This is a genomic window from Bartonella vinsonii subsp. berkhoffii ATCC 51672 (genome assembly GCF_902825225.1).
GTDB lineage: Bacteria > Pseudomonadota > Alphaproteobacteria > Rhizobiales > Rhizobiaceae > Bartonella > Bartonella berkhoffii.
This window is the reverse complement of record NZ_CADEAK010000004.1, coordinates 49,050-69,051: the sequence shown is the minus strand read 5'-3', so window position 1 is coordinate 69,051 and position 20,002 is coordinate 49,050. Positions and strand designations below refer to the sequence as shown.

Here is a 20,002-nt window from a genome sequence, read left to right as displayed (position 1 = left end):
GTCTGATTCATTATGAAAAATGCTAGGTTGTTGATTCGCAAGGATAAATCTTAGTATTTTCTGTATATGGTGTGAGTGGTTTTTAGGTGGTCTATATATAGTAGACAGAGGAGGGTGAGTTGTTATGAAAGATGAACATATAGCTGTATTAATGGGGGGATTTTCCTCTGAACGGTCTGTAAGTTTGTCTTCAGGTACTGCTTGTGCTGATGTTCTTGAAGCTCAGGGGTATCGTGTAAGCCGCGTGGATGTTGATGGTCATATCGCTTCTGTTCTTGAAGAGTTGCAGCCTGATATCGCTTTCAATGCATTGCATGGGCCTTTTGGTGAAGATGGTCGTATTCAGGGTATTCTTGAATATTTGAAAATTCCTTATACCCATTCTGGAGTGATGGCATCAGCATTGGCGATGGATAAGGGGCGTGCAAAAATTGTTGTTGCGAGCGTTGGAGTTTCTGTTGCGTCTTCTTGTGTTATGAACCGTTTTGCTGTTGGGGGAGTACATCCCATGGAGCCTCCTTATGTCATTAAGCCTGTGTGTGAAGGGTCCAGTTTTGGTGTGGTGATTGTCAAAGAAAATGAATCTGCGCCGCCCCATCATGTTGTGGGGACTGAATGGGGTTATGCGGATGAGGTGATCGTTGAAAAATATATTCCTGGTCGCGAACTTACTTGTGCTGTTTTGGGAAATGAGGTGCTGGATGTTTGTGAAATTCTCCCCGATCAGCACTTTCAATTCTATAATTATGATTCAAAATATAAAACTGGTGGCTCTCTTCACATTTGTCCTGCACCACTTTCATCAAATATTTACCAAAAGGTGCAAAGAATGTCATTAGCTGCGCATCAGGCGATTGGTTGTCGAGGTGTTAGCCGTTCTGATTTTCGTTTTAATGAGGAAACGGGAGAATTGGTTTGGCTTGAGATTAATACCCAGCCCGGTATGACATCAACGTCTCTTTTCCCTGATATTGCAAAAGCGAGTGGTCGTACTTATGGCGATATTGTTCAGTGGATGGTGGAGGACGCGTCGTGTATGCGTTGAGTGTTGATAAAACAAATGTTTCGATGGAGGTGTTGTTCGTGTCAGTTTTGCCACGTCTTTATCGTCGTGTGCTCCGGTTTATGTTTGAGTTTATAGCCGGTATCCATGTTCCTCGCCACTTGGGATCTTTTGCAGTTTTATTGTTTTTCTTTTTTACAGCGCTTTATGGACTTTCATCAAGTGGTCATATGGGAATGATTGTGAAGACTGTAATAACAGATACTGGTTTTGTAATTACTGATGTTGATATAAATGGTAATAAACGCTTAGTAAAAAAGGAAGTTTTGAAAATTTTAGGACTTGATACTGCTGAATCTATATTCACTTTTGATGTTGACAGGGCGCGTTTTCTTTTAGAGCAGCAAGCTTGGGTTCAATCGGCTAATATTCAAAAAATTTATCCCAATAGAGTGCGTATTTCAGTTGTGGAGCGTGAACCTTATGCAATTTGGCAACATGATGGCGTGATGGATATTATTGATGATACAGGTCGTGTTATTTTGCCCTTTAAAGGAGGAGTCGCTCGGGAGTTGCCTCTTGTGGTTGGCAAGGGTGCGCAAAATGCTGCTAAAATGTTTCTTCAAGAGCTTTCAATCTATCCACAGTTGTACAGTCGTGTTCGTGCTTTTGTGCGTGTAGGTGAACGGCGTTGGGATTTGGTCTTGGATAATGGTGTGCGCGTGATGTTACCTGAAAAGAGCGCACTTGAAAGGCTTTCTTCTCTTCTTAAGACAGAGACAGCACAAGATCTTTTTTCTCGCGATATTCTCAGTCTTGATTTGCGTCTTTCTGATCGTATTACAGTTTCTTTGTCGGATGAGGCGTTAGCACGTCGTGCTGCTGTTGTGGCAGAAGAAGAACGCATTTTAAAAGCACGAAAGGCAGGAAGCCTATGATGTTACTCGGATCACATCATATGGGGGGACGTAAAACACGTTTTTTAACGGTTCTTGATGTCGGCTCAAGTAAGATTGTCTGTTTTATTGCTTGTTTGCGTCCTTTGAAACATACGCATTATTTACATGGTCGTACACATTCTATCGAGATCCTAGGATTTGGAGTGCAGCGCTCACGCGGTATCAAATCTGGTGTTGTGATGGATATGTTTGAAGCAGAGCAATCAATACGTTTGGCTGTTGATGCGGCAGAAAAAATGGCTGGTTTGGTGGTGGATTCGGTAATTGTAAACTTTTCTTCAAGCCGGTTACAGAGCGCTCTTATTAATGGCATGGTCCGTTTGGATGGCCGTGAAATAACACGCCATGATGTGCGTATGGCATTTTCAGATGTTTCTCGCAAAGCTTTTGATGCAGAGCGTCATGTCATGCATTCCATTCCAGTCTCTTATGTATTGGATGGGGATAAAGGAATTTCTGATCCTGTTGGCATGACAGGGGATTCTTTTGGTGTGGATGTGCATGTGGTGACAGCAGAAACAGCGTCTTTACGTAATTTAGAAACTTGCATTAATCGTGCACATTTGAGTGTTGAAGTAATGGTTGCAACTCCTTTTGCAAGTGGTCTTGCTGTTTTGATGAATGATGAGGCGCATTTAGGGGCGGCATGTATTGATTTTGGTGGTGGGACAACAACATTTTCAGTGTTTTTTGAGGGAAAATTTGTTCATGCGGATGCTTTTGCAATTGGTGGTCATCATGTGACGCTTGATATTGCGCGTGGATTTTCTATGTCACTTACAGAGGCAGAACGTTTAAAGGTGGTCTATGGTTCAGCACTTCAGACAAGTGCTGATGAGCGGCATATGATTAATGTAGTAGAGATTGGGAATGGATATCGTGAAACGCAATATCCTCGTGCTGTTCTTGGTCGTATCATTCGCGCACGTGTTGAAGAAATTTTAGAGATGGTACGTGATTGTTTAAATCGTTCTGGTTTTTGTCACATTATTGGTAAACGTGTTATTTTGACTGGGGGAGCAAGCCAGTTAACAGGATTGCCAGAGATGGCACGGCGTATTTTAGGAAGAAATGTTCGTATAGGACGGCCTTTGGGTATCTCAAAGCTTCCTTCTCTTGCAAAAGGGGCGGCGTTTACATCTGCTGTTGGATTGTTGATTTATCCGCAATTGATGGGGTTTGAAGAAAAAACAATGCAGGGTGCAGTGAATCATTTATCGATGGGTACGCGTGGGTATTTTCAGCGTGTTGGTCAGTGGTTGCGTGAGAGTTTTTAAGTAAGTCTATAGAGGTATAAATTTCATCGCTTTAGCTTGCGGTGTCTTATGAGAAGGAAAAGGAAATGACGATTAATCTGCATCGGCCAGATATCGCGGAATTGAAGCCACGCATTACCGTTTTTGGTGTTGGCGGTGGTGGTGGGAATGCCGTGAATAATATGATCAATGCTGGTCTTCAGGGAGTTGATTTTGTTGTGGCAAATACAGATGCACAGGCTTTGGCTATGTCAAAGGCTGAACGTGTTATCCAGCTTGGTGCAGCAGTTACAGAAGGTTTAGGTGCTGGTGCTTTGCCAGAAGTGGGGCAAGCGGCTGCAGATGAATGTATTGATGAAATTATCGATCATCTCGCGGATTCCCATATGGTGTTTATTACTGCTGGTATGGGGGGTGGTACCGGAACTGGGGCGGCGCCTGTTGTAGCTCGTGCAGCACGTGAAAAAGGTATTTTGACCGTTGGTGTTGTGACAAAGCCATTTCAGTTTGAAGGTGCACGCCGTATGAAAACGGCAGAGGCTGGTATTGAAGAATTACAAAAGTCTGTCGATACATTGATTGTTATTCCTAATCAGAATCTTTTTCGTATTGCGGATGAAAAAACAACATTTGCTGATGCTTTTGCTATGGCTGACCAAGTGCTTTATTCTGGTGTTGCTTCCATTACGGATTTGATGATTAAAGAAGGGCTCATTAATCTTGATTTTGCTGATGTTCGTTCTGTTATGCATGAAATGGGGCGTGCAATGATGGGAACTGGTGAGGCATCTGGTGATGGGCGTGCTTTGGCTGCTGCTGAAGCTGCTATTGCAAATCCATTGTTGGATGATACCTCTATGCGTGGTGCGCGTGGCTTACTCATTTCCATTACTGGCGGTCGTGATATGACTCTCTTTGAAGTAGATGAAGCTGCTAATCGTATTCGTGAAGAAGTGGATGCCGATGCGAATGTTATCTTTGGCGCTATTGATGATGAGTCACTAGAGGGTGTTATTCGTGTCTCTGTGGTTGCAACGGGTATTGATCGTGAGGTTAGTGAGATTGTTCAACCCTCTCATCCTCAATTTCAGAAACCTGCACCTTCCATGCGCAAGAGCGATCCTGCTGTGCCGCAAACTGCTTTGCATGTTCAGTCACCTCCCTTACGTTCTGAGACAATGGTAGAAGTAATAGAAGCACTTGAAATAGAAAACGGCAAGTCGGTTGGAGAACAGTTCCGTCCTAAAAGTCAAATTTTTGCACAACCTGCAGATGCTGTTGCACGAAATGCGAATACTGCTCCTTATGGAGCAAGTGCTATGCATGGGCAGATGTCAAATACGCCACGGATGCAAGTTGGCCGTGGTTCTCCGCAATCTATGATTGCACCAGTAAGCATGGAGGCAACGGCTCATGTTCTTGATGAGATGACAGAAGTTGTAAAACAGAAAGACAAGCAGGTACAACAGATGCAAGTACGTTCACCGCTGCGTATGCCTGAGTTAAAGGATTTTCCCCCTGTTGTTCATGATCAACGTGTGAGGTCATCTGCAGCTGGCCAAGGTCCTCGTAATCTTTGGCAGCGTTTGAAACAAAGTTTGACACATCGTGAGGAAGTAGAGCCAGAAGCTCGCCTAGAGCCCGCTGTGAGATCTTCTCAGCAGCCAGAAGCACGTGTTTATAATAAAAGTTCTCAGGCACTGTCTCAGGATGCGTCTGTTTATGTTCCACGTCGTTCTGGTGCTTTACACCCCCATGTACCACAAGATCAACGTAATTTCATAAGTGAAGAAGACCAGTTAGAAATACCAGCGTTTTTGCGTCGTCAGGCCAATTAACTGGCAAAAGTGAGCAAAGAGAGGAATTTTACTCCTTTTTCTATAGTGAAAAAAGGCTTTGTGTAGTCAGATATACTGCGTTCTTGAGGAAATATTTTGTTTTTATAAACCCGCTTTTCATAAGTGGGTTTATTATTTACTATGCATATCATTTTTATGGTTTTATAACTATTTTTAAAAAGCGTAAAAGCAATTCAATATAGTGATGTGATGAATCTGGAGCAAAAATATCAATCCACTCTTAAAAAAGCTGTGACATTTAAGGGTTACGGTGTTCATAGTGGAGATTTATCTGTGGTAAAGGTTTATCCAGCCGATATTGGGTGTGGGATTGTTTTTAAGCGTTGTGGATTAGACAGAACAGATCAAATATTTCAAGCACATGCATCGCAAACGGGAGTGGCTCAATTATCAACGGTGCTTGGGCATGGAGAATACAGAATTGAAACAATTGAACATTTAATGGCTGCAATCGCTGCGTATAATTTGGATAATCTTGTTATCGAAGTGTCAACTCATGAGATACCTATTTTAGATGGCTCTGCATGGCAGTATTGTCAAGCTTTTGAAGAAGTTGGCATTGTGCAGCAGAATGCGTTGCGTTCCTATTTTATCATAAAAAAGCCACTGCGTGTTGAAGTTGATAGCGGTGTTGCAGAGTTTTTGCCGTTTAATGGGCGTCGTTTTGATATTACGATTTCTTTTCCTTCTTCTGCTATTGGTAAGCAACACTTCATTTTTGATCTTACGACAAAGGGATTTCGAGATGATTTATCCCGTGCGCGCACTTTTGGTTTTGTCAAAGACGTGGAAAAATTATGGGTTTCTGGAAAAGGGAGAGGCGCTTCTTTGGAAAATTCTCTTGTTATCGGCCTTGATGATAAAATCATGAATCCAGATGGTCCTTATTGGAAGAATGAATGTGTGCGACACAAAATGCTTGATGCGATTGGTGATACTGCTTTACTTGGAGCACCTTTTATTGGATTATTTCGCTCCTATTGTAGTGGGCATAGGATTAATTCGCAATTGGTGAAAGCTGTTTTGGCAGACGAATCGTGTTACGAAGAAAGTTATTTATAAGTGGTATGAGAGAAAGATTGAAAAGCTTTTCTTATGGTTGATTTAATTTTTAAGGGGATGATTGACCTAAGCCACTAAATTGGTTAGTGGATTTTAAAGTGATATGGTATAGAAATTGTTAATAAATAACTTTTGCTACAAGGTGATATTCTCTGGAGGCCGAGAAAACTATGATAAAATCTTATAGATGTATTGAAAATTTGGCATATAGGAAATCTAATATTGTACGCAAGGTATTGGGGGTTATGCTTTTGGGGAGCACTTGCATGTTAGCAGGTTGTTTATTTAAAGAGAAAAATACCCTTGATCCTTCTGCGTATGTTTTAAAAATGGATCCACCGGATGTTTTATATAATCAGGCACTTGCTAGCCTTAATAATGGACGACTTGGGGATGCATCGAAAAAGTTCCTTACGATTGAAAAACAGTATGCTTATACTGACTGGGGACGTAAATCCTTAGTGATGGGTGCTTTTACAAATTATCGACTTGGCAAGTATGATGATTCAATTAGCATGGCTCAGCGCTATATTACTCTTTATCCAGGATCAGATGATTCTGCTTATGCTTATTATATTATTGGGCTTTCTTCTTTCCGTCGGATTGCAGATGTTACACGAGATCAACGTGATACGAAGCGTGCTATTGCTGCTATGCAACTTCTCATAGAGCGCTATCCGCATTCTGAGTATGTGGAGGATGCTAAAGCAAAGATACGTTTTGGTCGAGAGCAGTTGGCTGGTAAAGAAATGCAGGTTGGCCGTTATTATGAAGAAGGTCGCCGCTACCTTGCTGCAAGTAGAAGATTTCGTACGGTGGTTGAAGAGTATTCCGATACAAATCAAATTGAAGAAGCACTTTTCCGCTTGACGGAAGTTAATCTTGCTCTTGGCTTAACTGCAGAAGCGCAGACAGCAGCAGCTATTTTGGGACGGAATTATCCTAAAAGTGAGTGGTATAAGTTTTCTTATAATTTATTGCAAAAGAATAGCATATCTCCACAGGAGCATAAATCTTCTTGGATCTCACATGCTTTAAGTGGTGGTAAAAGTAATAAGGCACGTTGATTTTATATGCTGGTGCAGCTTTCGATTCATAATATTGTTTTGATCGAAACGCTTGATATTTATTTCACAGCGGGTTTATCGGTTTTAACTGGAGAAACAGGTGCTGGGAAGTCTATTCTTCTTGATGCTTTGTCATTGGCTCTTGGGGGGCGTGGGGATGCTTCGCTTGTGCGTCATGGTGCTACCCACGGGCAGGTAACGGCTGTCTTTGATGTGCCTGTTTCGCATCCTGCACGCCAACTTATCCGTGAAAATGGTTTTGATGATGAAGGCGATATCATTTTACGACGTGTGCAATCAAGTGATGGACGTAGTCGTGTTTTTATCAATGATCAGGTCGCTAGTGTTGCGTTGATGCGTCATGTTGGTCGTCTGTTGGTTGAAATCCACGGGCAACATGATGATCGCGCCCTTGTTGATGTTGCAACACATCGCCAGTTATTAGATGCTTTTGGGGGGCTTGAGGATGAAACGGAGAATTTGCGGCAGTGCTATCGGATATGGCGTGAATTTGAAGAACACTTGCAAAAACAGCGTATAAAGGTAGAGGACGCAGTACGTGAGGTTGATTATCTTCGTGCATGTGTGGAAGAGCTTGAAAAGCTTGATTTTCAAGTTGGAGAAGAGGAAACACTGTCTCTTCGTCGGGCAGATATGCTGAAATTAGAAAAAATAGCAATGGATATTAAAGAGGCTGATGATCTCTTAAGTGGGCCTAAATCACCAATTCCTGTCCTTTCCAATTTGGTGAGACGTTTGGAGCGGAAAATCTCTGAAGCGCAAGAGCTCATTACACCTGTGGTGAAATCTATTGATGAGGCATTACATGCCCTTGCAACAGCACAAGAGGGTATCGAAGCGGCAGTGCGGGTATTGGATTTTGATACTGGTGAATTGGAACGGATAGAAGAGCGTCTTTTTGCTCTTCGTGGTTTTGCTCGTAAATATCATGTTTCTGCAGATGAATTGGCTCTGTTGCGTGATAAAATGGACGCTGAACTTGCGCATTTTGAGGAGGCACAAGCTGCATTAACGCGTTTGGAACATGAAGCGCGGGAAGCACAAAAAAAATATGATATTTTAGCGCAAGCATTGTCAATAAAGCGTAGAGAAGCAGCAAAGCTCTTGTCTGAAAGTGTTATGGTTGAATTGCCGGCATTGAAATTGGAAAAAGCAGAGTTTATTGTTGAAATGCAAAGTGATACTGAAAAACGAAGTGCAGAAGGGATAGATCGTATTGAATATTGGGTTCGGACAAATCCTGGAACACGAGCGGGACCAATGCTTAGTGTGGCTTCGGGTGGTGAACTGTCTCGTTTTTTATTAGCGTTAAAAGTTGTTTTGTCTGATCGTGGATCAGCTCCCACATTGATCTTTGATGAAATTGATACGGGGGTTGGGGGAGCTGTTGCTGCTGCTATTGGACAACGATTGCAGTGTTTATCAAAAACTGTTCAGGTTTTTGCTATTACACATGCGCCACAGGTAGCTTCCAAAGCGCATAGTCATTTTCTTATTTCAAAAGTTGAAAGTGATAATAAAGGGCGTTTTATGACGGGGGTGCATAAAATGGAGAAGCATGAGCGTGCAGAAGAAATTGCTCGCATGTTAGCAGGAGAGCAAATTACTCAAGAAGCTCGTGCAGCTGCTCAAAAGCTTCTCACATAGATAGAATTGACGCGCATGCGTTCATTGAGGTTTTATTCGTGCAGAAGAGTTGAGAATTTTATGGTCATAGCCCATAATTTGGAATAGATTTTATGAACAAGGACACAATTAAAAATCTCACTGCTCTTGAAGCAGAAAGTGAATTGGAGTGGTTGGCAAAAGAGATTGCGCGTCATGATGTGCTTTATAATAGTAATGACCAGCCTGAAATTTCTGATGCAGAATATGATGCTCTTCGTCGCCGTAATGCAGAAATTGAAACCCTTTTTCCAGAGCTTGTTCGTTCAGATTCTCCTTCACATAAAATTGGAGCACCCGTTTCTGAGAAATTTGAAAAATCTGTTCATACACAGGCAATGCTTTCACTTGATAATGCATTTAACCCTGAAGATGTGCGTGAATTTGTTGAGCGTATTCGTCGTTTTTTACGGCTTCCAGCAACACAAGCGTTAGAAATAACTGCTGAGCCGAAGATTGATGGTTTATCCCTCTCTTTACGCTATGAAAAAGGAAGACTTGTGCGTGCTGCAACGCGTGGTGATGGATATGTGGGTGAAAATGTTACAGTAAATGCACGGACCATTTCTGATATTCCTCAAGTTTTGCAGGGTGAATTTCCTGATATTATTGAGGTTCGCGGTGAAGTTTATATGGGGCAGGAAGATTTCCAAGAACTTAATAGGAGTCAACAGGAGAAAGGCAAGTTAATTTTTGCTAATCCTAGGAATGCGGCAGCGGGTTCGCTACGTCAGCTTGATTCACGGATAACTGCTAGCAGAAAGCTACAATTTTTCGCTTATGCTTGTGGTGAAGTGAGTGAAATGTTTGCAGAAAGCCAAATGGAGATGATGAAAAAGTTAAAAGAATATGGCTTTGTCATCAACCCATTAATAAAAGTTTTTAAGACAGTAGAAGAGATGCTTTCATATTATCATGATATCGAGGAATGCCGTCATTCCTTAAGGTATGATATAGATGGGATTGTTTATAAGGTTAATGATTTAATGCTCCAGATGCGTTTGGGGCTTGTCTCTCGTTCACCACGTTGGGCAATTGCACATAAATTTCCAGCAGAAAAAGCTATGACGCTTTTAGAAGGCATTGATATTCAAGTTGGTCGAACTGGTGCATTAACGCCTGTTGCGCGTCTTGCACCTATTACTGTTGGTGGTGTGGTGGTGACCAATGCAAGTTTGCATAATGAGGATTATATTAAGGGAATTGGCCATAAAGGAGAGCCTATTCGTGAAGGCCGTGATATCTGTATTGGCGATACAGTGGTTGTGCAGCGCGCGGGTGATGTGATTCCTCAGATTGTTGACATTATTGCTGAAAAGCGCCCGAAAGATGCTTCTGCTTTTGTTTTTCCTCACTTATGTCCAGCTTGTGGGAGCCATGCTGTTCGTGAAGAGGGTGAGGCTGTGCGTCGATGTACAGGTGGGCTTATTTGCCCAGCACAAGCAATGGAGCGTATTCGTCATTTTGTTTCGCGTAATGCCTTTGATATTGAGGGGCTTGGGAAAAAGCAGGTGGAGTTCTTTTTCCATGTTCAAGATGAAACCTTTTCTATTCATACACCTGCTGATATTTTCACTTTACAGCGGCGGCAAGAAAAATCTTTGACGCGTTTAGAAAATATGGAAGGTTTTGGTGCTGTTTCAGTTCGTAAACTTTATGATGCCATTAATGCACGCCGCGAAATTCCTTTAAGTCGTTTTTTGTTTGCGCTAGGAATTCGCCATGTGGGAGAGGTTAATGCACGGCGTCTTGCACGTGCTTATCAAAATTATACAGCTTTTGAAGCAGCGGTGATGGCAGCTATTATACCATGTGATGAGAAAAATGAAAAAGGCAATGAAGCTTGGATGGAGCTTACCAATATCGAAGGAATTGGACCACAGGTAGGAAGTGCAATTATTGATTTTTATCAAGAAGCGCATAACCGTGCGGTTTTATCTGTCTTGCTTGAGGAAGTAACACCTCTGGATGAGGAACCTGTTATGACAGATTCTTCTCCAATAGCGGGAAAGGTTATTGTTTTTACAGGGACTTTGGCACGCATGTCACGCGATGAAGCAAAAGCATTAGCAGAACGATTAGGTGCAAAGACCTCTGGTTCACTTTCTAAAAAAACCGATCTTCTTGTTGTTGGAGCTGGCGCAGGATCGAAGTTAGCCAAAGCACAAGAGTTAGGGGTTGAAGCTATAGATGAAGAGACTTGGTTGCAGTTGATTGAAGGACAATATGTTTAGGAAAGTGATGCTTCAAGTATGATGAGAATTCACGCATCTTTATCATTCTTCAAAAGGCGCGATTTTTAAGGAATTTTATCATCATCTTTAGTGCTGTAAAACATTGTCCTTCAGGATGATGATATAATAAAAGTTTCTATAAAGAAAAGGGGGGATGTAACTGTCTGGAGTTGATGGGATAGGAGTCAAAGCACTCTCACTTGCAAGTTTATTCTACTTGTTCCACGCGAGTTTAGCGTTACCAGCAAAAAACTTGAAGTATTTTAGAGAAATATTTTTTGTATTTCCTAACAGCATACAGGTTTTCTTTCACAAAAAGAAGGTACAGTGTTCTATAAGAAGAGGAAGAAGATGTTTGTGCTCTTTCACTTAAAGAAGCATTGTTGCTTCTTTAGCCCATTTTTTATCTTCTTCATTTAAGTAAGGTGCATTAACCTGATAGACATGTGCATGGTAATCGTTAAGCCATTTTCGTTCTTGTAGTGTTAAAAGCTCTGGGAGAATTAAGCGTCGATCAATGGGACAATTTGTAAGTGTTTCAAACGAGAGCATTTCTACCTCTCCACCGTTCATTTTTTGTGCTGGTTTTACAATGAGTAAATTTTCAATACGAATACCAAAAGCACCTTCACGATAATATCCAGGTTCATTAGAAATAATCATTCCAGGGATTAATTCTTGGCACCCATTGCGCGAAAGATTTTGTGGTCCTTCATGGACAGAAAGATAAGATCCAACTCCATGACCAGTGCCATGGGCATAATCAAAACCTGCTTGCCATAGGGCGATGCGTGCGAGACTATCAAGATCTTGTCCGCGTGTCCCTTTGGGAAAGCAAGCAGTTGAAAGTGCAATCATGCCTTTGAGAACAAGTGTGAAACAGCGTTTTTCTTCTTCTCCAATATTGCCAATTGCTACTGTGCGTGTAACATCTGTTGTACCATCACGGTATTGTCCACCTGAATCAATAAGATAAAGTTCACCAGCATTGAGCTTTTTATTTGTTTGGGTTGTTACACGATAATGGACAATAGCACCATTTGCCCCTACTGCTGAGATTGTATCAAAAGAGAGATCTTCAAGTTTTTCTCCCATTTCCTTTGCTGTCGTTATGCGAAATTCTTCTAATTTTTGAGCAGCAGAAATTTCACTCATTGTGCCTGGTGTTTGTTTATCTAACCAAGAAAAAAAACGAGTAAGAGCTACACCATCGCGCAAGTGCGCTTTGCGTGCACCATTTAGTTCTGTGCTATTTTTAATGGCGCGTGGTAGAGCAGCGGGATCAGTAAGCGTAAGGAAAGCCCCCCCTTGTTGTTCAATAACGGTGCGTAACTTTTCGCATGTTAGCCGTGGGTCTAAAGCAAAAACTGTTCCTTTTTGAACATAATCTTTGATCTTTGCAATCAGTTGTTCTGGTTCATATAATTTTGCATAACGTTCTAGATATTGTTTCTGTTCTATCTCTAATTTTTTGCTGTTAAGAAATAAAATAGGTGTTTCTTCGATAGGAATGAGAGCAAAGCAAAGGACAAAAGGTGTATTGGACACATCATTGCCACGTATATTGAATGTCCATGCAATAGAGGAGGGGTCTGTGAAAATAAAAGCATCTGCATTGGCTTGCTTGATATTTTGCTGAATTAAAGTCAGCTTTTCATTTGTATCGCGTCCAGCATATTTGAGAGGATGAATTGATAGAGCAGATTGTGGCAATTGTGGTTGATCATGCCAGATAAGGTCAATGAGATTTTGTTGAAGTGCTACAAGTTTTCCACCTGCTTTAGTTTCTAATGCGTTTCTCAATGTATCGGTGGCAGTGATGGTGTGGAGCCATGGATCAAAGCCAATAGAAAGCTTTTGCCCATTTTTTTCAAGCCATTGTGAGGGAGGGCAAGTTACGAGGTCTTCATAGTCAAAAATGTGCGGATCAGTTTGTTGGCGAACTTGGAGTGTATAGCGTCCATCTGTGAATATAATGGCTTTGTTTTTTAAAATGAGTGCGGTACCCGATGAACCAGTAAAGCCCGTAAGCCAACTAAGGCGCTGAGCATGTGGGGGAACATATTCGCTTTGATGTTTATCAGCACGTGGGACAAGAAAGCCATCTAGCCCGAGGCGATCAAGTTCTTTCCGAAGAGAGAAAATGCGTTCTGCAGCGTGGGCTGGATTTGTTGTTGCCTCAAAAGATTGATACATAACAACGTCCTTTTCATTTATTTCAGATGTATCGTAACCCATCCTTGACGGTAGTATGTTTCAATATGTTTTAAACCCTGCTTTATATAAGCTTCCAACACATAGGCGTGTTGTTCTTCAAGAATTCCAGACAGTATCAGTGATCCACCTTTTTGGAGTGCTTGTACCATTTCTTGTGCAAGTTCAATAAGCGGATTAGCAAGGATATTGGCAACGATAAGATCAAAGGGGGCTCGTGATGCAATTTTATCATGGGAAAAACCCGTTACTGTAACAGCTGTAATATATTCCTTTACGCCATTGAGTTCGATATTGTGCTGTGCGACTTGAATCGCAGTGGGATCAATATCGGATGCAAGTACGCAAATAGGTTTGAGCATTGCAATGCCGATGGCGAGTACACCGCTACCAGTGCCAAGATCAAGAACATTTTTAGGATTTTCGTGTTTCATCACTTTGGCAATCATTTCCAAACAACCAGCTGTTGTTCCATGATGTCCGGTACCAAAAGCTTGATTAGCTTCAATTTCAATAGGCAAAACATTGGCTGGAATATCGTTTCGGTTATGGCTTCCATGTACAAAAAAAGGCCCAGCACGCACAGGTGTTAGTCCTTCAAGGCTTTGTTTAACCCAGTCAATATTGGGTAAAATTTCATGGTTAATTTTTTCAGAATCTATAGAAAGAATATTCGCAAATTGTTTGGAAGCATTCTCTAAGTTTTCTTTATCCACATAAAGAGAGAGTTCATATACAGCATTTTTTTCATCTATTTCAGTAAGAGCGAGAGGATATCCTTCGTCTTCAAAGGCTCTTTCCATAAGTATGTAGCAACGCTCTGCTTCATTTTTAGAAGCAGTATAATACAGACGAATTTGCTGTGACATTTTGTTCTTTCTTTTAATCGGCTTTTATTTAGTTTGAGACAAGTTTTTTCAGCTGTTCAATAGCGATATTGTCTTTTATTTCAGTATCGCTCTCTTTGGTGTCATAAGGAATAACACCAGCGAGCTTTCCGCCTTTTTTTAGTAAAAAAATTGCTGCTGTGTGGTTATAAGTGTAATTTCCGTCTGTTCCTGGTACTTTTTCAGCAACGATATTAAAAGAATCTACCATTTTATGGACTTTTTCAGGATCTCCACTAATACCAATAATTTTATTGTTAAAATTACTGAGGTAATTATGGAGTACTTCTGGTGTATCACGTTCAGGGTCAACAGTAACAAACCATATTCCTAATTTATCAGCTTTTGGGCCAAGGGCTGTTAGCCACCGATCAAGATTGATCAATGTGGTAGGGCAGCTTTCAGGGCACATGGTGAAGCCAAAGAAGATAATTGAAGGCTGGCTTCGAATATCAACTTCGGTGATCGTTTTTCCATTGGAATCAGTGAGTATAAAATCATCACCTAAGGGCTTATTTCTTAATGCATCGTAAATGAAAATGCCTGCAAGAAATATGATTGTTATCCCGAAGATGCGTATTACATTTTTCATAGTCTGACTCTCTTAGGTAGATCGAGAAATTGTAACATTGGTGTGTTAACTTTGCAATCTTTGTTTCATGGTTGATTTTGTTTTGCTTGTCGGTATGTTTTTTCATGTTATTTACGGAAAAACAATTGGTGAAAGATAAATGGATATTGAGAAAGATCTTCGATTTCATAAGAGTGAGCCTCGTATTCATACGACAGCACGGCTGCATGGTTGTAAATTGGGACGCTATGTGGAAATCAATGAGAAGGTCGTTTTGCGAGATGTAAGCGTTGGAGATTTTTCTTATTTTGAGCGTAACAGTGAAGCTATTTATGGCGATATTGGGCGTTTTTGTTCTATTGCATCTTATGTCTGTATTAATGCACTAGAGCGTCCCATAGAACTTCTTTTGACGCATAAAATAACATATCGCCCTAACGAATATTTCCGCTATATGCCGTTAGAGAGTTCCTTTCGTGAAAGACGTGGTGTAAAACGTGTTAGCATTGGGCATGATGTATGGATTGGATATGGTGCGGTTATTATGCCTGGGGTAACAATTGGACATGGTGCTAACGCTGTTATCACAAAAGATATTTTACCTTATACGATTGTTACTGACGTTCCTGCAAAGCGGTTGCGGATGCGTTTTTCTGATAATGTCATTCAGACATTTTTGGAAATGGCTTGGTGGAATTGGCCGCTTGATAAAATTTACAATGCATTACCCGATATGCAAAACCTTCCCATCGAGATTTTTATTGAAAAAAGGAAGTAAGGTTCAAAATAAAATGAAAAATGATTTTATTATGTTTTATTAAGCCTTGCTTACAAAATTGTCGAGTACACGCTTTTCTCCAGCTTTTTCAAACATAATGGTTAATTTATGGTCATCTATTGCTGTGATACGACCATAACCAAACTTTATATGAAAAATCCGATCATTGATTGAAAAGTTTGAAGAAGTTTCAGCAACTGGTTGAACGATGACTTTTCCTTCAATGTTCTTTTGTATACGCTTTTGCTTTAATGGAGCATAATCATTGTAAAAGGAATTATGATCTTTAAAAGGGGATTTTCCATAACCGCCATAAGATGTTCCCATTTCTACAACTTCTATGTGTTCTGCTGGTAATTCATCTAGGAAACGGGAGGGAAGTGCAGGTTGCCAAAGTCCATGAACTTTTCGATTAGAGACAAACCATATATGCAAATGTTTTTTTGCTCTTGTCAGACCTACATAGGCTAGTCGCCGTTCTTCTTCTAATCCTAAACGGCCTCCTTCATCCAATGAGCGCTGGTGGGGAAAGAGTCCCTCTTCCCAACCAGGCAGAAAAACGGTTTCAAATTCAAGCCCTTTTGCAGAATGAAGTGTCATAATGTTGACCGCATCGGTGGTTTCATTATTTTCAGCATCTATCACGAGGGCAACATGTTCTAAAAAGCTGTGAAGGCTTTCAAATTGTTCCATAGAGCGGATCATTTCTTTGAGATTTTCTAGCCGTGTTGGTGCTTCTGGGGAGCGATCTTCTTGCCACATAGCTGTGTAGCCTGAATCTTCAAGAATTGTTTCAGCAAGTTCTCTGTGGGGGGTGTATGGCAGCATATTTTGCCAGCGACGAAAGTCTTCAATAATGCTTCGCAAAGCACTGCGTGCTTTGGGTTTTAGTTCGTCCGTTTCAATGATTGCTGCTGCGGCAGAAAAAAGAGGAATAGCGCGTGCACGTGCGCTCTCATAAAGAGTGCGTAGGGTTGCATCTCCTAAGCCGCGTTTAGGTGTGTTAATAATGCGTTCAAAAGCTAAGTCATCTGCTGGTTGGAAAACAACGCGTAAATAAGCCATGGCATCACGTATTTCCATTCGTTCATAAAAGCGTGGGCCACCGATGACGCGGTAGTTAAGACCAAGCGTTACAAAACGATCTTCAAATTCACGCATTTGGAATGATGCACGCACCAATATAGCCATATGATTCAATGAATGACCGTTTTGTTGGGCGCGTTCAATTTCTTCTCCAATTGCACGTGCTTCCTCTCCTGAATCCCATGCAGCATGAATTTTTACCTTTTCTTCTTCAGTATTTATTTGATGAGAAAAAAGTGTTTTTCCAAGCCTTTCTTGGTTATAAGAAATGAGATGAGAAGCCGTTTTGAGAATGTGTGATGTTGAGCGATAATTGCGTTCTAAACGAATAATTTTTGCAGGAGGAAAATCTTTCTCAAAACGTAATATATTATCGACTTGAGCACCGCGCCACCCGTAAATAGATTGGTCGTCATCACCAACACAACAAAGGTTTACATGTTGCCCTTTGGATTGTTGTGCTAAAAGGCGAAGCCAAAGATATTGTGCTGTATTCGTATCTTGATATTCATCTACAAGAATATAACGAAATTTAGAGTGATATTCGCGAAGAATATCTGGATTATGTTGAAAGAGAGAAATTGAATGAAGCAGAAGATCACCGAAATCACAAGCATTAAGAGTTTTTAATCTCTCCTGATAACTGCGGTAAAGTTTACGTCCCATGCCATTTCCAAAGGAATGGGCATCACTTTCTGAAATGCGTTCTGGTGAAAGTCCTTGATTTTTCCAAGAATCGATCATCATTGCAAAACTTCGTGCGGGCCAACGTTTGTCGTCCAATCCTTCAGCTTGAATAAGCTGTTTTAAAAGTCGAAGGACATCATCGCTATCAAGAATTGTAAAGTTGCTTTTTAAATCAACAAGTTCTGCATGGCGGCGTAAAATTTTTGCACCGGTGGAATGGAAAGTTCCAAGCCAAGGCATGCCTTCAACAATTTCACCAATAAATGCACCAATACGCATTTTCATTTCGCGTGCTGCTTTGTTGGTAAACGTTACAGCAAGTATCTGCTTAGGAGAAGCAAGACCGGAGTGCAAAATATGAGAAATGCGGGTCGTTAAAACGCGTGTTTTTCCCGTACCAGCACCCGCAAGAACCAAAAGAGGTCCTTCTGTATTCATGACGGCTTGTCGCTGTTCTGGATTGAGTTGTTCTAAATAGTCGGCATCACATTGCGTTTTTTCTTTTACTCTTCTAGCGTGAATAGGGGTTCCAGAGCTCTTTTCGTTGGAGGGTAGAGAGCTATCTTCTTCAAAGAATGGTATGTGATCAAGAAAATTATTCATTATACCTTTTGTGTAGTCTTTTTTTCATCTGAGTGCTAGGTCTAAAAAAGTTTTCTTAAAAAAGCTGCAAGATCTTTGGTTGAATGAAGGAAATAGAGATTGTACAAAATGTTACAAACGCTGAGCAAGAACGCTTTGAAGTGCATAAAGGCGCAATGAAGCCGAAAGATTCACTTGTTGAGGCCTTTTTCTATCAATATCAGTAATAATAAAGGCTAAAGATTGACCCTTTTTGCGTGCTATGGTTTTAAGAATGTCTAGAAATGGTTGTTCTAAAGAGACACTTGTTGCATGTCCATTAATTCGAACAGATATTTTCCGCAAGCCCATTTTTGACCAATCGATGGAATTATCTTCGTGCATTGTTTTTACTCTTGTTGGTCACACCATAGACGATTTTGTTCAAGAAATTTCTGTGTTTTTAAAGATTCTTTTTGCTCAAATTTTTTTTCAGTTTTTGTTCGTCCAAAACGATAGCGATTTTCTTCTGCAAGAAGAGCTTGTTTTGCACGCTTTTTTTGCTTTTGGAATTGACGAATGTTAATAAGTTCAGTCATCGGGAAATTTATTTATTTTTTTCGAAAGGAATCTAAAGAAACAACATCAGCACTTTGTTTGGTATCATTGTTTGAGGAGTCTTTATTTGTGCTAAGATTTTGTTTTTTGGGAAGTGTATTTTCTTTTTTGGGTTTATCCGATAGCATGATAGGTGAAGTTGGAGTGTTTTCTAAATTTTTATCTTCTCCAGAGGTAAGGTTTGAGGGCAGATCAAACGCTGCTTCAAATGATGCGATAGGGTCATAAAATACTTGGATAGACGTAAAAGGAATTACTAATTTTTCACTGATTTCTTGGAAAGAGAGCGTTACTTCGAAAGCCGTTTCCGAGACACTTAAATCTCTGAATTGATGTTGTAATACAATGGTCATTTGTTCAGGGTAACGATTTTTAAGTCGAGAAGAGATTTTAATACCTGGAGCAGTTGTTAGAAAAGTAATAAAAAAATGGTGATTTCCTGGAAGACCTGCTTTAGCAACTTCTAATAAAACTTTACGGATAACCCCGCGAAGTGCATCCTGAACGAGAATATCGTAACGGATTTGATCTTGAACCATCGAAGTTTTTCCTTTTATTTCACATGGCAGATGAGCGTGCGTAATATTGTGCAATAGAATATCTTTTTAAGCTAGTAATATTTTACCTACTATGCATTTAAATTAACTAAAAAAATAATAAGAAATTTTATGATAAAGAATGCCTGAAATATCAATCAAGAACATTTATAAAAGTGAAGGCTTCTGTTGCCAGGTGCCTTCGAACCCCGCTTAAACCTGCGACGGTTTAAGACTTAATTTGAAACATTCACACCACCTTAAGCGGCGAGACGTGCTTCCGCATAGTTGTCATTTGCAACTACTCATTTAGTCCGATAACGGTGGTACTATGCCGAGTAAAAGAGCAATCTTTACGCTCTTGTCGATCCTATTTCGCCCCCACCAAAATATAATTTTTTTCTTATATTTTGGTGGAGGCGCCGGGTACCGCCCCCGGGTCCAACGAGTTTATTTCATTGTCTATTTATTACCATAGCTGGCAAGCCAGCCTTTTAAATATAGATGAAGAACGCTCTTTAGAAAAGGGGGGGTTGTTAATATTTTAAATCCTCTAATTATTTATGAAGCTATATGACGCGGTTGTAAAATACAGCCGCCAATTCTTGGAGAGGAGCTGGCAAAGAATGATAAATGATCTAGCCGATATTAAATTATATGATCAAAATCCTGATGAATCTGCAATAGAACGACTTAGCCATCGTTTAGCTTTGGTAATGAAAAAGCAGGATGCTTCGCTCGTTGCTACATCGGATCCAAAAGAATTAGAACGTGTTGAAAAATGGGTTCAAGATGTATTAGGTGCTGATGAACAGCGTGCTAAAATGGCTGTTTCAAAAGTTGCAGAAATGATGTCTGGAGATCGCAGAAAAAGCCGTATGACTTTTTATTATTTGGTCGCCAAACAATTAAATGCACTTGATAAAATTTAAACAATT

The 20,002-nt window shown here is 40.6% G+C and carries 17 protein-coding genes and 1 other RNA gene; 10 read left to right on the top strand and 8 right to left on the bottom strand.

Annotation, left to right across the window (positions count from 1 at the left end; translation table 11 throughout):
• Positions 1-124 precede the first annotated feature (124 nt).
• From J7R10_RS03130 to ligA, 8 genes are all read left to right on the top strand, one after another.
• Entirely contained in the window at positions 125-1,045 is a 921-nt protein-coding gene (locus J7R10_RS03130) for a D-alanine--D-alanine ligase (protein ID WP_010705427.1), read from the top strand.
• Positions 1,033-1,941 (top strand): cell division protein FtsQ/DivIB, encoded by a 909-nt coding sequence (locus J7R10_RS03125; RefSeq protein WP_010705426.1) that lies wholly within the window; start codon positions 1,033-1,035, stop codon positions 1,939-1,941. The genes J7R10_RS03130 and J7R10_RS03125 overlap by 13 nt, the downstream gene beginning before the upstream one ends.
• A complete protein-coding gene (gene ftsA / locus J7R10_RS03120; protein WP_010705425.1) occupies positions 1,938-3,239 on the top strand; it encodes a cell division protein FtsA in 1,302 nt (433 codons plus the stop codon). Before J7R10_RS03125 ends, ftsA begins: the two co-directional genes overlap by 4 nt.
• 65 nt (positions 3,240-3,304) lie before the next feature.
• Entirely contained in the window at positions 3,305-5,056 is a 1,752-nt protein-coding gene (gene ftsZ / locus J7R10_RS03115) for a cell division protein FtsZ (protein WP_010705424.1), read from the top strand.
• Between the two features lie 210 nt (positions 5,057-5,266).
• Positions 5,267-6,139, top strand: coding sequence for a UDP-3-O-acyl-N-acetylglucosamine deacetylase (gene lpxC, locus J7R10_RS03110; RefSeq protein ID WP_010705423.1), 873 nt, complete (start codon positions 5,267-5,269; stop codon positions 6,137-6,139).
• A gap of 170 nt (positions 6,140-6,309) precedes the next feature.
• Complete coding sequence (locus J7R10_RS03105) at positions 6,310-7,206, top strand: outer membrane protein assembly factor BamD (RefSeq protein WP_010705422.1); 897 nt, start codon at positions 6,310-6,312, stop codon at positions 7,204-7,206.
• A gap of 6 nt (positions 7,207-7,212) precedes the next feature.
• Positions 7,213-8,874, top strand: a complete 1,662-nt coding sequence (gene recN, locus J7R10_RS03100) for a DNA repair protein RecN (RefSeq protein ID WP_010705421.1) — start codon at positions 7,213-7,215, stop codon at positions 8,872-8,874.
• 92 nt (positions 8,875-8,966) lie between these two features.
• Positions 8,967-11,126 carry an NAD-dependent DNA ligase LigA gene (gene ligA, locus J7R10_RS03095; RefSeq protein ID WP_010705420.1) on the top strand — a complete coding sequence of 720 codons (2,160 nt, stop codon included), beginning with the start codon at positions 8,967-8,969 and terminating at the stop codon, positions 11,124-11,126.
• 369 nt (positions 11,127-11,495) lie between these two features.
• On the opposite strand, the gene J7R10_RS03090 is transcribed toward ligA, so the two are convergent.
• From J7R10_RS03090 to J7R10_RS03080, 3 genes are read right to left on the bottom strand one after another with little or no spacing between them, the layout of a single operon-like run.
• Positions 11,496-13,322, bottom strand: a complete 1,827-nt coding sequence (locus J7R10_RS03090; protein WP_010705419.1) for an aminopeptidase P family protein — start codon at positions 13,320-13,322, stop codon at positions 11,496-11,498.
• Positions 13,323-13,339: 17 nt separating this feature from the next.
• Complete coding sequence (locus tag J7R10_RS03085) at positions 13,340-14,209, bottom strand: 50S ribosomal protein L11 methyltransferase (RefSeq protein WP_010705418.1); 870 nt, start codon at positions 14,207-14,209, stop codon at positions 13,340-13,342.
• Between the two features lie 28 nt (positions 14,210-14,237).
• Complete coding sequence (locus tag J7R10_RS03080) at positions 14,238-14,819, bottom strand: SCO family protein (RefSeq protein ID WP_010705417.1); 582 nt, start codon at positions 14,817-14,819, stop codon at positions 14,238-14,240.
• Between the two features lie 139 nt (positions 14,820-14,958).
• Here J7R10_RS03080 and J7R10_RS03075 point away from each other — a divergent pair, with 139 nt between their 5' ends.
• Positions 14,959-15,576, top strand: a complete 618-nt coding sequence (locus tag J7R10_RS03075) for an LbetaH domain-containing protein (RefSeq protein WP_010705416.1) — start codon at positions 14,959-14,961, stop codon at positions 15,574-15,576.
• Positions 15,577-15,615: 39 nt separating this feature from the next.
• Here the strand turns inward: J7R10_RS03075 and J7R10_RS03070 are convergent, their stop codons facing one another.
• The 5 genes from J7R10_RS03070 to ssrA form a co-directional block, all read right to left on the bottom strand.
• Positions 15,616-17,952 (bottom strand): ATP-dependent helicase, encoded by a 2,337-nt coding sequence (locus J7R10_RS03070; protein ID WP_010705415.1) that lies wholly within the window; start codon positions 17,950-17,952, stop codon positions 15,616-15,618.
• Between the two features lie 111 nt (positions 17,953-18,063).
• On the bottom strand, positions 18,064-18,315 hold the full coding sequence (locus J7R10_RS03065; RefSeq protein ID WP_010705414.1) for a ribbon-helix-helix domain-containing protein: 252 nt from the start codon (positions 18,313-18,315) through the stop codon (positions 18,064-18,066).
• A gap of 5 nt (positions 18,316-18,320) precedes the next feature.
• Positions 18,321-18,509 (bottom strand): DUF4169 family protein, encoded by a 189-nt coding sequence (locus J7R10_RS03060; RefSeq protein ID WP_010705413.1) that lies wholly within the window; start codon positions 18,507-18,509, stop codon positions 18,321-18,323.
• Positions 18,510-18,521: 12 nt separating this feature from the next.
• On the bottom strand, positions 18,522-19,067 hold the full coding sequence (locus J7R10_RS03055; RefSeq protein WP_010705412.1) for an SspB family protein: 546 nt from the start codon (positions 19,065-19,067) through the stop codon (positions 18,522-18,524).
• A gap of 172 nt (positions 19,068-19,239) precedes the next feature.
• Positions 19,240-19,594: a transfer-messenger RNA gene (gene ssrA, locus J7R10_RS03050) on the bottom strand.
• A gap of 96 nt (positions 19,595-19,690) precedes the next feature.
• On the opposite strand from ssrA, the gene J7R10_RS03045 reads away from it, so the two are divergent.
• Positions 19,691-19,996: a DUF2853 family protein gene (locus J7R10_RS03045; protein ID WP_010705411.1), complete on the top strand. Its 306-nt coding sequence runs from the start codon at positions 19,691-19,693 to the stop codon at positions 19,994-19,996.
• Positions 19,997-20,002 lie beyond the last annotated feature (6 nt).

Coding starts and splice junctions, on each gene's coding strand:
- J7R10_RS03130 (WP_010705427.1), top strand. CDS start 125: ATGAAAGATGAACATATAGCTGTATTAATGGGGGGATTTTCCTCTGAA.
- ftsA (WP_010705425.1), top strand. CDS start 1,938: ATGATGTTACTCGGATCACATCATATGGGGGGACGTAAAACACGTTTT.
- ftsZ (WP_010705424.1), top strand. CDS start 3,305: ATGACGATTAATCTGCATCGGCCAGATATCGCGGAATTGAAGCCACGC.
- lpxC (WP_010705423.1), top strand. CDS start 5,267: ATGAATCTGGAGCAAAAATATCAATCCACTCTTAAAAAAGCTGTGACA.
- J7R10_RS03105 (WP_010705422.1), top strand. CDS start 6,310: ATGATAAAATCTTATAGATGTATTGAAAATTTGGCATATAGGAAATCT.
- recN (WP_010705421.1), top strand. CDS start 7,213: ATGCTGGTGCAGCTTTCGATTCATAATATTGTTTTGATCGAAACGCTT.
- ligA (WP_010705420.1), top strand. CDS start 8,967: ATGAACAAGGACACAATTAAAAATCTCACTGCTCTTGAAGCAGAAAGT.
- J7R10_RS03090 (WP_010705419.1), bottom strand. CDS start 13,322: ATGTATCAATCTTTTGAGGCAACAACAAATCCAGCCCACGCTGCAGAA.
- J7R10_RS03085 (WP_010705418.1), bottom strand. CDS start 14,209: ATGTCACAGCAAATTCGTCTGTATTATACTGCTTCTAAAAATGAAGCA.
- J7R10_RS03080 (WP_010705417.1), bottom strand. CDS start 14,819: ATGAAAAATGTAATACGCATCTTCGGGATAACAATCATATTTCTTGCA.
- J7R10_RS03075 (WP_010705416.1), top strand. CDS start 14,959: ATGGATATTGAGAAAGATCTTCGATTTCATAAGAGTGAGCCTCGTATT.
- J7R10_RS03070 (WP_010705415.1), bottom strand. CDS start 17,952: ATGAATAATTTTCTTGATCACATACCATTCTTTGAAGAAGATAGCTCT.
- J7R10_RS03065 (WP_010705414.1), bottom strand. CDS start 18,315: ATGCACGAAGATAATTCCATCGATTGGTCAAAAATGGGCTTGCGGAAA.
- J7R10_RS03060 (WP_010705413.1), bottom strand. CDS start 18,509: ATGACTGAACTTATTAACATTCGTCAATTCCAAAAGCAAAAAAAGCGT.
- J7R10_RS03055 (WP_010705412.1), bottom strand. CDS start 19,067: ATGGTTCAAGATCAAATCCGTTACGATATTCTCGTTCAGGATGCACTT.
- J7R10_RS03045 (WP_010705411.1), top strand. CDS start 19,691: ATGATAAATGATCTAGCCGATATTAAATTATATGATCAAAATCCTGAT.